Annotated in this window: 12 protein-coding genes; 5 read left to right on the top strand and 7 right to left on the bottom strand. The window is 50.7% G+C overall.

The features are described from left to right. Nucleotides 1-13: 13 nt before the first annotated feature. The 7 genes from ACJ67_RS12685 to moaA all read right to left on the bottom strand — a co-directional run bounded on the left by ACJ67_RS12685 (nucleotide 14) and on the right by moaA (nucleotide 7,185). On the bottom strand, nucleotides 14-1,408 hold the full coding sequence (locus ACJ67_RS12685) for a PhoH family protein (RefSeq protein WP_049639382.1): 1,395 nt from the start codon (nucleotides 1,406-1,408) through the stop codon (nucleotides 14-16). An 11-nt stretch (nucleotides 1,409-1,419) separates the two neighbouring features. Next, nucleotides 1,420-1,881, bottom strand: coding sequence for a peroxiredoxin (locus ACJ67_RS12680; protein WP_049639381.1), 462 nt, complete (start codon nucleotides 1,879-1,881; stop codon nucleotides 1,420-1,422). A gap of 95 nt (nucleotides 1,882-1,976) precedes the next feature. Continuing rightward, nucleotides 1,977-3,452, bottom strand: coding sequence for a HAMP domain-containing sensor histidine kinase (locus ACJ67_RS12675; protein WP_049639380.1), 1,476 nt, complete (start codon nucleotides 3,450-3,452; stop codon nucleotides 1,977-1,979). A 7-nt stretch (nucleotides 3,453-3,459) separates the two neighbouring features. Next, a complete protein-coding gene (locus ACJ67_RS12670) occupies nucleotides 3,460-4,260 on the bottom strand; it encodes a TonB family protein (protein ID WP_197080624.1) in 801 nt (266 codons plus the stop codon). Nucleotides 4,261-4,343: 83 nt separating this feature from the next. Further along, on the bottom strand, nucleotides 4,344-5,609 hold the full coding sequence (glp, locus tag ACJ67_RS12665) for a gephyrin-like molybdotransferase Glp (protein WP_049639379.1): 1,266 nt from the start codon (nucleotides 5,607-5,609) through the stop codon (nucleotides 4,344-4,346). Between the two features lie 2 nt (nucleotides 5,610-5,611). Further along, nucleotides 5,612-6,184: a molybdenum cofactor guanylyltransferase MobA gene (mobA, locus tag ACJ67_RS12660; RefSeq protein ID WP_049639378.1), complete on the bottom strand. Its 573-nt coding sequence runs from the start codon at nucleotides 6,182-6,184 to the stop codon at nucleotides 5,612-5,614. Then, on the bottom strand, nucleotides 6,184-7,185 hold the full coding sequence (moaA, locus tag ACJ67_RS12655; protein WP_049639377.1) for a GTP 3',8-cyclase MoaA: 1,002 nt from the start codon (nucleotides 7,183-7,185) through the stop codon (nucleotides 6,184-6,186). Before moaA ends, mobA begins: the two co-directional genes overlap by 1 nt. A 116-nt stretch (nucleotides 7,186-7,301) precedes the next feature. Here moaA and ACJ67_RS12650 point away from each other — a divergent pair, with 116 nt between their 5' ends. The 5 genes from ACJ67_RS12650 to ACJ67_RS12630 are packed head-to-tail and all read left to right on the top strand — an operon-like array spanning nucleotide 7,302 to nucleotide 13,421. Then, nucleotides 7,302-7,802, top strand: coding sequence for a formate dehydrogenase subunit gamma (locus ACJ67_RS12650; RefSeq protein WP_178055115.1), 501 nt, complete (start codon nucleotides 7,302-7,304; stop codon nucleotides 7,800-7,802). Next, on the top strand, nucleotides 7,795-9,360 hold the full coding sequence (locus ACJ67_RS12645; protein WP_049639376.1) for an NADH-quinone oxidoreductase subunit NuoF: 1,566 nt from the start codon (nucleotides 7,795-7,797) through the stop codon (nucleotides 9,358-9,360). Before ACJ67_RS12650 ends, ACJ67_RS12645 begins: the two co-directional genes overlap by 8 nt. A 20-nt stretch (nucleotides 9,361-9,380) precedes the next feature. Then, nucleotides 9,381-12,272 carry a formate dehydrogenase subunit alpha gene (fdhF, locus tag ACJ67_RS12640; protein ID WP_049639375.1) on the top strand — a complete coding sequence of 964 codons (2,892 nt, stop codon included), beginning with the start codon at nucleotides 9,381-9,383 and terminating at the stop codon, nucleotides 12,270-12,272. Continuing rightward, nucleotides 12,272-13,177 carry a formate dehydrogenase accessory sulfurtransferase FdhD gene (fdhD, locus tag ACJ67_RS12635; protein ID WP_049639374.1) on the top strand — a complete coding sequence of 302 codons (906 nt, stop codon included), beginning with the start codon at nucleotides 12,272-12,274 and terminating at the stop codon, nucleotides 13,175-13,177. Before fdhF ends, fdhD begins: the two co-directional genes overlap by 1 nt. Nucleotides 13,178-13,202: 25 nt before the next feature. Beyond that, entirely contained in the window at nucleotides 13,203-13,421 is a 219-nt protein-coding gene (locus tag ACJ67_RS12630; RefSeq protein ID WP_049639373.1) for a formate dehydrogenase subunit delta, read from the top strand. Nucleotides 13,422-13,480 lie beyond the last annotated feature (59 nt).

Genomic DNA, 13,480 nt, shown 5'->3' with positions numbered 1-13,480 from the left:
AGCAGACGAGTGTCTACAAGACCTCTGCCGCAAAGTCTGCCAGGCGTGAGCGCTCACCTCTAACCAGCGTAATGTGGCCGTTATGTGACCAGTTCTTGAAGCGGTCCACCACATAAGTCAGGCCAGAGCTGCCTTCGGTGAGGTAAGGCGTATCAATTTGGGCAATGTTACCTAAACAAACGACTTTTGTACCCGGTCCCGCACGCGTAATCAGTGTTTTCATCTGCTTGGGTGTGAGGTTCTGCGCTTCGTCTATAATTAAAAACTTGTTAAGGAAGGTGCGGCCACGCATGAAATTCAGCGACTTGATTTTTATGCGTGTACGGATCAGGTCTTGCGTTGCGGCGCGACCCCATTCACCAACATCTTCATCCGTTTTGTTCAGCACGTCGAGGTTGTCTTCGAGCGCACCCATCCATGGTGCCATTTTTTCTTCTTCCGTGCCTGGCAAGAAACCAATATCTTCGCCGACCGGAACGGTGACGCGAGTCATGATGATTTCGGAGTAGCGTTTCTTGTCCAGTGTTTGCGTCAGCGCCGCTGCCAGTGTCAGCAAGGTTTTACCGGTACCGGCCTGACCCAGCAAAGTGACAAAATCAATGTCAGGATCCATGAGCAAATTCAGGGCGAAGTTCTGCTCACGATTGCGGGCGGTGATCCCCCAAACGCTGTGTTTAGGATTCTGGTGATCCTGTATCACTTCCAACACGGCAGAGTTGTCTTCAATTTTGCGTACGATGGCATGGAACGGTTTGTTGTATTCGTAAAACACAAACTCATTGACCAGCAGCGACTTGACGATAGGCCCGCTGATTTTATAGAACATGCGGCCAGACTCTTGCCATGAATGCATATCCTTACTGTGGGATTCCCAGAAGTCTTCTGGCAACTCGCGTAAGCCGGTATACAGCATGTCGCTGTCTTCCAGCACCTTGTCATTGAAGTAATCTTCAGACGGCACGCCCATGGCACGGGCTTTAATCCGGATATTGATATCCTTGCTAACAAGGATCACACTGCGTTTAGAGTGTTGTTTTTTTAGTGCCAGGGCGACACCGATAATCTGGTTATCGGCCTTGCTACCTGCGAGGCCTGGCAGGTCTGTCGGCACATGTTCCATCTGGAAGAATAGCTTGCCGGTGAGGTGACGATTTCCCTGAATACCAAGGGGGCAGCCTTCTTCCAGTTTGTCTGTCTCTATGCTGCCGATGATTTCTTCAAGAAAGCGGCTTGCCTGGCGCGCGTTGCGGGCGACTTCAGTTAATCCCTTTTTATTGTTGTCTAGTTCCTCCAATGTCACCATTGGCAAATAGACATCATGCTCTTCAAACCTGAACAGCGACGATGGGTCGTGCATCAGGACGTTAGTATCAAGAACAAACAGCTTGGTGTGTGGAGCACGTGCCATAGAAAATCACTTTATGAGTGGGAAGACTGGATGCTGGCATATACCTCAGCGGCATGACCATCCACTTTGACACCCCGCCACTCGCGGACGATGATGCCTTGTGGGTTAACAAGAAATGTGCTGCGCTCAATGCCACGTACCTGTTTACCGTACATGTTTTTCATTTTGATCACATTGAAGGCCTGGCAAGCGGTTTCTTCGCTGTCAGAAATCAGCTCGAAAGGAAAACTGTACTTGGCTTTGAAGTTTTCATGGGATTTCAGGCTGTCGCGTGAAATGCCAAAGATGACAGCATTGGCTGCGGCAAACTGATCATGCATATCGCGGAACTGCATGCCCTGTGTGGTACAGCCGGGCGTTGCATCTTTGGGGTAAAAATAGAGAACAAGAAACTTACCCAAATAGTCTTTGCTATTAAATTGCAGGCTGGAGGTAGCCGGTAAGGAGAGTTCTGGAACAGGTGAATTCAACATAGTAGTCATGACAATCACTTAATCACATTGTTGATAAAAATACAAAATTAAGCAAGCACAAAACGCAAATTTAATTACAGTGGCTGGTAGGCATATTACTGTGGCAATGTAATGGTAATACGAGTGCCTCTACCCGCATCGCTTTCAAAGGACATGGCACCCCCCAGTTCTTCGCAGACCTTGAACGCAAACGGAATGCCCAGGCCGGTACCGAATCGTTTGGTTGTTGGTCCTGGGGTGAGGGCATGTGGATCTGGTTTAAACGGCATGCCCGGCCCCTGGTCAATCATCACCAGCGTTAAAAGATTATTCGCCAGGCTACACAAAATCTTGATTTCAGCGCCTTTGGGCGATGCTTCAGCTGCATTGAGAAGCAGGTTATAAAGCATTTGTTCCAGCAAATGCTCGTCGGTGAGGATCAGTTGTTTGACGTTTGCACTGTCTTCTATGATTGCGATCTGCTTTTCGTCGAGTTTGGGTTGCAAGGTCGAAACGGCTCCCTGCACAATGGAAGACAGTAGCAACTGATTGAGCATGGGTTTGATCGGATGCAGGTAAGACAGCAGGCTGCCAGTCCACCGCTCCAGGCGATCTACCGTGTGCATAATCCCTTGGATGGACTCCTGCGTATCTTTATCCAGCAGCGGGTCATCAATCACTTGTGCCGTGGCGCGGATGCTAGCCAGTGGGTTGCGGATGTTGTGGGCGAGCATGGGGACCAGTAAGCCAAGCGCGGCCTGTTTCTCACTTTTAACCAGTGCGTCGCGGCTGGCGGCCAGGTCTTCAGCCATTTTATTGATTTCCCGGGAAAGGACTGCCAGTTCTTCTGCGCCAGCTTCCGGCACCTGGTGGCTCAGATTGCCAGCACTGATGGCATTGGTGGCTTGCATGATGTCATTAATCGGCCTGACGATAGAGTTTTTCAAAATCCGACGGGAATAGATAATGAGGATGCAGCCAAGTATCAACGGCATGGATAGTACGGCAATCGAGTTGCTTCTGGCATCATCTAAACGGTGTTTGATTTCCTCTTGTTTAACCATGAGCAGGTATTCTGCCCGCTTGGAAACCTCCTCATAATGCCGGAATATCCCGGTTTCAATATCCTGGTAAATAGACTTTTGTGCTTTGCGGTTAGGATTGTTTTGATAGCGATAGAACAGAGCAGGCGCTTCGTTCACCAGGCTGCGGTATTTGCGCTCAATTTCCATGAGTGCTTCGCGTTCCTGCTGATCAATTGCAATGTTTTGGAGACGTTCCAGATGCGCAAGGATGGAGGTAGTGTATTGGTTATATTCATGCAAGGCATTTTCTTCCTGCAAGAAAAAAGCGTCGAATAATTCCTTGGTCTGTCGGTAAAGGTCGCCACGCACCAGGTAAATTTCCTGAATCACGAAATTAATGCGCTGTGATTGCGCGGATGCTTTGTCCCATAGGTAAATACCATAGCCGCCACTTGCGACGGCCAGAATGATAAGGGCAATGAAATACAGGTCATGAAATAAGAGCAGGTACCGGAGCGGCTTGTCGTGAGCACCGTGAGCTGATGAAGATGTACGCTGGAAAAACATGAAGGAGTTAACTGGTCAGTTTGAAGCTGACCGTGACAATAATATTATTGATTTTGCCACGCAGTATTTCGTTGAAGTGCGGTTTTAATTGAGACTTTTGCGCAGCTGTCATTGCTGCATGATCAATGGCTTTGTTACCACTGGACTCCACGATTTCGATGCCAGTGATATTGCCGTGTTCATCAATATTGATGCTTAACTTTACGTCTCCTTCAATGCCCCTGTCTTGGGCAATTCTGGGGTAGCGCTGGTTTTTCTTGAGCTCTCTATGGGCTGCATTTCTGAAGGCATTGCGTGCCGCCTCAATATCACCTTCACTGGGCCCTACTTTGATGGGTTCAGGTGGGGGTGCTGGCGGAGCCGGGGGCGGAACGACCACTTCCGGTCTTGCTTCGCTGACAGTCGGTTTGGCAGCAATCACTGGTGGTGTGTGGGACTCAACAGCCGGGCGAGGAGCTTCCACGACAGGTTCGGGGACTGGTGTGGGTTTTTGCGGTACCGGCTCTTGTTTAGTGAGTTTGGGCTCTTGTTTCACCGGTGTCGGCTTTGGTTTAGGAGGCTCCGGGAGTGGCTTGGGTGGTGTAGGCTCAGGCTCGGCCGCGGGCTGCACAGGCACTGGCGGCTGTTCTTTCACCAGCTCAATACGAATTTCCTGCTTTTGGGGTGGCGGCAGGTCGTAGTCCGGCTTGGGCAGCGTAAACATAAACAATGCATGTATCAGTAGCGAAGCAACCAGGCACCACTCTAATAAATGATTGAACTGTTTTGACTCTTTTAAAACGGCTTGCACGCCACTATCCTTAATCATTAACCCCCACTACGACCCATAACTATAAGCTATTTTTGATGGTTGTTGCCAGACTGAGTAAGGATTTCAGATTGAGATAGGGTTTAGCAAATACCGTAAAAGGGCTGAACCTCCACCAGCGTGCCAGCTTCTAGCGTACCTGATTGTTCATCCAGCACAATAAAGCAATTGGCTTGGCTCATGCTACTTAATATGCCTGAGCCTTGTCCGCCTGTGGTTTTTACCTTCCAGTCAGATCCTTCCTTGAATAGGATGCCGCGTTGAAACTCAGTGCGCCCAGGTGCTTTTTTGATGGCAGTCACACATTCCACCCTGAATGAAGGAACGAGGGGACTGCTGGATCCCATCAAACATTTCAGCGCTTCCTGTACAAACTGGTAGAAGGTCACCATGGTAGAGACCGGGTTGCCTGGCAAACCAAAATAATGAGACTGGCCAATTTTGCCATAAGCGAGTGGGCGGCCCGGTTTCATATTGATTTTCCAGAACAGGACTTGTCCGTGTTTGGCCAACAGTTGCTTCATGAAGTCTGCCTCACCGACAGAGACGCCGCCACTGGTGATCACCACATCATGTTCCGCCGTTGCTTGTAGCAGTGTTTTTTCTAATGCATCTGGGTTGTCGCCTACATTTCCCAAATCATGCACATCCACCCCCAGTGCCTGCAACATGCCCCATAAGCTGTAGCGGTTGCTGTCGTAAATCTGGCCTGTTTGCAATGGCTTGCCGACGCTGATCAGTTCATCGCCTGTGCTGAAAAAAGCGACTTTTAATTGGCGATACACTTGAATCTCAGCGATCCCTAGCGAGGCCAGCAGGCCCATGTCGGCCGGATGCATCTGATGACCACAAGCTAGCACGGTTTGACCGATGGAGATATCTTCCCCGGCCAGGCGAATATTGGCACCCAATGGCGGGACCTTGCTCAACGTCACCATGTCACCTTGTGTAGAAGTATGTTCCTGCATGACCACGGTATCTACGTCAGCTGGAATCACGGCACCTGTCATGATTTTGATGCAACCACCTGGAGGCAGCGATCCGGTAAATGGCTTGCCAGCCAAGGCTGTGCCAGCTATTTTCAACGGCTGTGCCGCCTCAGCATGTCTGAAGGCAAAACCATCCATGGCGGAATTGTTGTGCCCTGGGACATTGATGGCAGAAATAATGGGTGCGGCGAGCGTACGGCCCAAAGACTGCTTGATCGGAACGGTCTCGATTTCCTGCACGGGAGACAGAAATTGCTGGATATACTGGCGTGCTTGCGTCACTGACATGGCATTCGGGTCATAGTCGTCTGCGCAAGAAGGGTTGCTAGCCAGCTGCTGTAAAAGATCTTGGTTATTCATATTCATGTCTGCTGAAGCTGGTTGATGTTAGTAAACGCTTGCTCGTCCTTGAAGTCCACAAATACATGCGGATGCCTGTCTTGCCAGGCACTGACACGGCGCTGGCCGCTTTGCAGAAAGGCATCCAGATCATTGCCCAGTTGACGTGGCATGAGGCAAAACACGGGATGCGTGCCGCTGGCACTTCGGGCGATGGCTAGGATGGAGGGCGGATGGGAGAGGGCTTGCATGGTTTGTATGGCCTGGCTCAGCCGATTTGCTAGGTCCAAGGGCAATAAAGGCGAATCGCAAGGCACACTGAGTACCCAGTCATGCTTGGCATGACGCATGCCAGCCTGCATGCCAGCCAGCGGGCCATCAAACTGGTCGGTCTCATCGGTGATCACCGGAACACCGTATTGTTGATAGCGGTCCAGGTTCCGATTGGCGTTAATCATGACTTGATCGACTTGCGGCGTCATGCGGGATAGTACATGTTCAATCATGGCCTGGCCTTGATAATCTACCAGCCCCTTATCCACGCCACCCATACGCATACCGCGGCCACCGGCCAGAATCACTGCGGTAATCTGCATTAACCACCTGTATGAGACATAAAACGTACTACCGCAGGCGCTGCTCGGCGCAAATCAAAGTCATGGCCTTGTGGTTTGATACGCATGCCATGCAGTATGGCGTCAACTAATGGCTGGTCGTCATCAGGATGGTCGCGCAGTAAGGGCATCAGATTCACCTGATGATCTTGCCCCAAGCACAGGAATAGCTCTCCCTGGCAAGTGATGCGAACACGGTTGCAACTTTCGCAGAAGTTATGGCTATGCGGAGAAATAAACCCGATTTTGGTGGCATGACCATTGACTTGCCAATAACGGGCCGGACCACCTGTACGGTGCGTGCTAGGTGTGAGTGAGAACTTACTTTTTAACAGGGCCAGGGTGTCTGAATTACTGACGCAGCTTTGTTCACGGTCATGATTCACTTCGCCCAAAGGCATTTCTTCAATAAAGCTGATATCCACCTGTTTATGAATAGCGAAGCTTACCAGCGCTTCTGCTTCGTCTTCATTGATGCCGCGCATCAGCACCGTATTGATCTTGATATTGTCGAAACCAGCCGCAATCGCGGCATCCAGTCCGGTCAGCACTTTTGAAAGCGCACCCACACGCGTGATGGTTTTAAAACGGTCTTCTTGCAGGCTGTCGATGGAAATATTAATGCGTTTGACGCCAGCGTTTTTTAAGTCAATGGCGTATCTATCCAATTGGCCACCATTGGTGGTAAGTACACACTCATCCAGTCCTGGTAAATGGCCGATTTCTTCAAACAGCCACATGGCGTTTTTGCGTACCAGGGGTTCCCCTCCTGTCACGCGAACTTTGCGTACGCCCATACGGACAAAGAGTTTAACAAGACGTGCACATTCTTCGAGTGACAGGACTTGCTCGCGCGGCAAAAAAGTCATGTCTTCGGCCATGCAGTATTGGCAACGAAAATCACAACGGTCAGTGATCGACAGGCGGATATAATCCACACGTCGGCCAAACTGGTCTATCAATTGTGAAGGAATGTTGGTCATTGTCGGTTTGACTGGTGAACGCCTAAAGTAATTCGTATTTTATGCCCTTTTTGTGCTTTCACAAGGCATAAATAGAGGATATGATTCGAGGATGGTAGAATGTAACTGAATTGTAAATGGTTGGATGTGAGGTCGGTTTGGATAACACATTAAGCAATGAGCAACACGCGCAAATTCAAGCGCATATTCAAGCACACCAGCATGTGCCAGGCGGCTTAATGCCCTTGTTACATGCGATTCAGGACGATATCGGCTATGTCCCTGAAGTCGTGTATCCCGAGATTGCCAAAGCGCTGGCCCTGTCTGTGGCTGAAGTGCATGGTGTCGTCACTTTTTACCATCATTTCCGCACCCATCCCATCGGTAAACATGTGTTGCAGGTTTGCCGTGCGGAGTCCTGCCAGTCCATGGGTTCCGAAAAAATGGAGGCTGAACTCAAGGCAAAACTCGGTGTGGATTACCATCAGACCACTGCTGACGGTAGTGTGACTCTATTACCTGTCTATTGCCTGGGGAACTGTGGCTGTTCACCAGCCGTGATGCTCGACGATGAGGTCTATGGGCGCATGAACACAGAAAAAGTGACAGAGTTGATTGCAGAGGTGTGTCATGGTTAAGGTTTATGTGCCTATTGATTCGACGGCGCTTTCTTTAGGCGCTGAGCGCACCGCCAACAGAATCGTTCAAGAAGCGCAAACGCGTGGAATACAGGTTGAACTGGTTCGCAACGGCTCGAGAGGTCTGTTTTGGCTAGAGCCACTCGTTGAGGTGGATACTGCGCAAGGCCGAGTGGCTTTTGGGCCGGTGCAACCGAAAAATGTGGCCAGCTTGTTCGATGCAGAGTTTACCAACGCCCTCGCCGACAAAGCTAAAGCACATGCTTTGTATTTAGGCCTCACGGATGAATTGGCCTGGCTGAAAAAACAGCAACGTTTGACCTTTGCGCGTGTGGGTATTATTGATCCGTTATCCCTGGAGGATTATGTTTCGCATGATGGCTATAAGGGCTTGAAAAATGCCTTGGCGATGTCCGGTGCGGATATCGTAAAAGCCGTGACAGACTCTGGCTTGCGCGGCCGTGGCGGCGCAGCTTTCCCGACAGGGATCAAATGGAATACTGTGCTCAATACGCCAGCAGAGCAAAAATACGTGGTCTGTAACGCTGACGAAGGTGATTCAGGTACGTATTCCGACCGCATGATCATGGAAGACGATCCTTTTGTCTTGATTGAAGGCATGACTATCGCCGGTATTGCAGTGGGTGCCACACAAGGCTATATCTATTTGCGCAGTGAATACCCGCATGCGCTGAAAACGCTCAATGAAGCCATCCGCAAAGCCAATTTGGAAGGGTATTTAGGTGAAAATATTCTCGGTTCTGGCCATACATTTCATCTTGAAGTGCGTCGTGCCGCTGGCGCTTATGTCTGCGGCGAAGAAACCTCCTTGCTTGAAAGCCTGGAAGGCAAGCGTGGACTGGTGCGGTTCAAACCACCGCTCCCTGCGATAGAAGGCTTGTTTGGCAAGCCGACCATCGTCAACAATGTGATTTCACTGGCTACGGTGCCGATTATTTTAGATAAGGGCGCGCAATATTATGCCGATTACGGCATGGGCCGTTCACGCGGTACTTTGCCTATTCAGTTGGCAGGCAATCTCAAGCAAACTGGTTTGGTTGAGCTGGCTTTTGGTGCCACCTTGCGCGAGTTGCTGTACGACTTTGGTGGTGGTTCAGCTTCTGGTAAGCCTATTCGCGCGGTGCAAGTGGGTGGGCCCTTAGGCGCTTACTTGCCAGAGAGCCAGTTTGATACACCGCTGGACTACGAAGAGTTTGCCAAGATATGGGCGGTGCTGGGCCATGGCGGTATCGTCGCCTTTGATGATAGCGTGGATATGGCCAAAATGGCGCGCTATGCGTTTGAGTTCTGTGCTGAAGAAAGCTGTGGCAAATGTACACCGTGCCGCATAGGTTCGACGCGCGGCGTTGAAGTCATGGACAAGATAGTGCTTGGCAAAAACCATCCGCAAAATGTGCAATTGCTGCGCGATTTGTCCGATACGATGCTCAATGGTTCGTTGTGTGCACTGGGCGGCATGACGCCATATCCGGTGTTAAGCGCCTTGAATCATTTCCCTGAAGATTTTGGTCTAAGCAATAAAGAAGCTGCTGCCTGAGGGTAGCAAAGGAAGACATTATGGACGACATCAAATACTCCTCTTCCCAGCCACAGATGCCGAAGTATGATCCTGACAAGGATTACGGCACGCCGAAGTCTGACAGTGCCACCATGGTGACCCTGAACATTGACGGCGTAGATGTGACAGTGCCAGACGGAACTTCCATCATGCATGCGGCGCAACTGGGAGGTGTCACCGTTCCCAAGCTGTGTGCTACTGATTCTTTAGAGCCTTTCGGTTCCTGCCGTTTATGTCTGGTGGAGATTGAAGGTCGGCGCGGCTACCCGGCTTCTTGTACCACGCCTGTTGCCCCCGGGCTTAAAGTCAAAACCCAGACGCCCAAACTGGCAGATGTTCGTCGCGGCGTCATGGAATTGTATATCTCTGACCATCCGCTGGACTGTCTGACCTGTGCTGCCAATGGCGACTGCGAATTGCAGGACATGGCTGGCGCTGTCGGTTTGCGCGAAGTGCGTTATGGCTATGAAGGTGAAAATCACCTGGGCCAGGCCAAGGATGAGTCCAATCCTTATTTCACGTTTGATCCCTCTAAATGTATCGTCTGCTCACGCTGTGTACGTGCCTGTGAAGAAACGCAGGGGACTTTTGCACTCACGATTCAGGGGCGCGGTTTTGATAGCAAAGTCTCTGCCGGCAATAAGGATTTCCTCGACTCGGAGTGTGTTTCTTGTGGCGCCTGCGTACAGGCGTGCCCAACTGCCACCCTGATGGAAAAAACCGTGATTGAGGCGGGTACGCCTGAACACAAAATTACCACAACATGCGCTTATTGTGGCGTTGGTTGCAGCTTTGATGCCGAGATGAAAGGCGAGCAGGTCGTACGCATGACCCCGAGCAAAGAGGGTGGTGCCAACCATGGGCATAGCTGTGTCAAAGGCCGTTTTGCCTGGGGGTATGCGACCCATGCTGACCGTATTACCACGCCTATGATACGTAAGAGTATTCATGATCCCTGGCAAAAAGTCGGTTGGGATGAGGCGATTAATTACGCTGCCAGCGAAATCAAGCGTATTCAGGCTCAATATGGCAAAGAAGCCGTCGGTGGGATCACCTCCAGCCGTTGCACCAATGAAGAGGTGTATGTCACACAAAAATTGATCCGCGCCGTATTCGGCGTCAATAACGTGGATACCTGCGCACGTGTTTGCCATAGTCCAACTGGTTATGGACTGAAACAAACCTTGGGCGAATCAGCCGGTACACAAACGTTTGATTCTGTCATGAAGTCTGACGTGATTTTTGTCATGGGCGCCAACCCCACTGATGGCCACCCGGTATTTGCTTCCATCATGAAGCGCCGCTTGCGTGAAGGGGCCAAGCTGATTGTGGTTGATCCACGTGAAATTGACCTGGTGGATAACTCCCCGCATATACGTGCTGATTATCACCTCAAACTGCGTCCTGGCACCAACGTGGCCATGATTTCCGCGATTTCACATGTGATTGTGACTGAAGGTCTGGTACAGGAAGAATTTGTCAAAGCCCGTTGCGAGTGGGATTCTTATGTAGCCTGGCGCGACTTTGCTGCCAAGCCGGAAAACTCCCCAGAAGCGCTGGAAAAAGAATTAGGCGTACCAGCCAACGATGTACGCGAAGCGGCACGTTTATATGCAACAGGCGGTAATGCTGCTATTTATTATGGCCTGGGTGTCACCGAACATAGCCAGGGCTCCACCACAGTGATGGGGATTGCCAACTTGGCGATGGCAACCGCTAATATTGGCCGCGAAGGCGTAGGGGTGAATCCATTGCGTGGTCAAAACAATGTACAAGGGTCTTGTGACATGGGCTCCATGCCGCATGAGTTCCCAGGATACCGGCATGTCTCTGATGATGCCACTCGCGCACAGTTTGAAAAGGCCTGGGGCGTGACGTTGAGTGCAGACCCTGGTTTGCGTATTCCCAATATGCTGGACCTGGCTGCGGAAGGTAGCTTTAAAGCGGTGTACTGTGTAGGCGAAGATATTGCACAATCTGATCCTGATACCCAGCATGTGACACATGCGCTGGAAAACATGGAGTGCGTCATTGTGCAGGATTTGTTCCTGAACGAAACGGCCAAGTTCGCCCACGTTTTCTTCCCAGGGGCTTCTTTCCTGGAGAAATACGGCACATTCACCAATGCCGAGCGCCGTATTTCACCTGTGCGTAAAGTGATGACGCCAAAAAATGGCATGGAAGACTGGGAGATTACTGCTAAATTCTCAGAGGCCTTGGGTTACCCCATGCATTACGCTCATGCCAGTGAAATCATGGATGAGATTGCGGCCCTGACGCCGACCTTTACTGGTGTCAGCTTCAAAAAACTGGATGAACTGGGCAGTATCCAGTGGCCATGTAATGACGAAGCTCCTACGGGGACGCCAACCATGCATGTGGATGAGTTTGTGCGTGGTAAAGGTAAGTTTTTTATTACCCAATATGTGCCGACCACTGAGCGCGTCAACCAAAAATACCCGCTGATTTTAACCACCGGTCGTATCCTGTCTCAATATAATGTCGGCGCACAGACCCGTCGTACGCATAATGTGGCATGGCACCATGAGGATGTGATTGAAATTCATCCGCATGACGCCGAAGACCGTGGCATTGCTGAAGGCGATTGGGTGGGCATTACCAGCCGTGCCGGGCAGACGGTATTACGGGCCAAGATTACCGATCGCGTGCAGCCAGGCGTGGTGTATACCACTTTCCACCATCCTGAATCTGGTGCCAATGTGATTACTACAGACAACTCTGACTGGGCGACCAATTGCCCTGAATACAAGGTGACTGCAGTTCAGGTGTCCAAAGTCAACCAGCTGTCTGATTGGCAGAAGCAGTATCGTTCGTTTAGTGATACCCAAATTGAACTGTCTGGGATGGATCCGCAAACGGTCGTTTCTTGATGGCATTGGACGTCGTAAACGAGCAGGATTATGCGTTGGTTGATAGCCAGGAATGGCAGCCTATGCTTGCAGAACAGGCTGCGACTACGCTGATCGTCACCCGGTGGCGTGAAGATCAGTCCACCACTGTGGCGGATGCGTTGGCGCAGGAAGTGCCTGTTGCGCTGATATATAACGGTATTTCGCATGTGGTGATGCTGGCAACACCGGCGGATCTTGAGGATTTTGCTTATGGTTTTTCATTTACCGAAGGCATTATCACCGAACGCGGCCAAATCTATGGCGTAGAGCCCAGAGCATTGACGCAGGCAGATGGTCAATTGCAAGGAATTGAACTGCATATTGAGCTGGCGACAGAGCAATTTGTCGCGCTCAAAGCACAGCGGCGCAATTTAACCGGTCGCACCGGATGTGGGTTGTGTGGTGCCGAGAGTTTGCAGCAGGTTTTTAAACAGCCCATGCCAGCCAGTGGCCCTCTGGTGTCACTGGCATTAACCGCGCTAGAGGCCGCATTGAATGGATTGAAGACCCGTCAGCCGCTGCAGCAGCTGACGGGTGCTACACATGCGAGCGCTATCGCAGATGCACACGGACAGGTGGTATGCGTGCGGGAAGATGTTGGCCGCCACAATGCGCTTGATAAACTGATAGGTAGCTTGTTGCGTCAAGGCCATGATTTTTCAGTATTCTGGACGTCGCATTGGGTATTAACCACCAGCCGTGCAAGTTACGAAATGGTTCAGAAAGTGGCTGTCTGTGGCGGAAGGACATTGGTTGCATTGTCAGCCCCGACAGCGCTGGCTGTCAGTTTGGCAAAGGAGTATGATTTTTTGCTGGTTGGATTTGCTAGAGCCACGCAATGTGTCGTGTATAGCGGGGAATTGCGTGACCATCGTAAGCGTTGAAAGTCGCTAGAAAGAGTAAGCAAGTATGGAAGTGGAAAAGTTAATCAAAATGGCCAACCAGATTGGCGATTTTTTTGAGGCAAATCCAGATGTTGAAGAGGCGAAGCGGGAAATTGCCAGTCACCTGAAGAAGTTCTGGAATTCAATCATGATTAAAACCCTGGTGGCGCATGTGCAGCAGCAACAGGGGCAGGGTTTGCATCCCAAAGTGATTGCTGCGATTCAGCAGCATGTGCATCTCTGAATTAGCGTTAACAATAAGCAATTATCTCAGCAAGGCTGTGATTACCTAGCTACATACAG

It is taken from the genome of Methylophilus sp. TWE2 (assembly GCF_001183865.1).
Lineage (GTDB): Bacteria > Pseudomonadota > Gammaproteobacteria > Burkholderiales > Methylophilaceae > Methylophilus.
The sequence above is the reverse complement of the archived record's forward strand: the minus strand, read 5'-3'. Positions and strand labels throughout refer to the sequence as shown.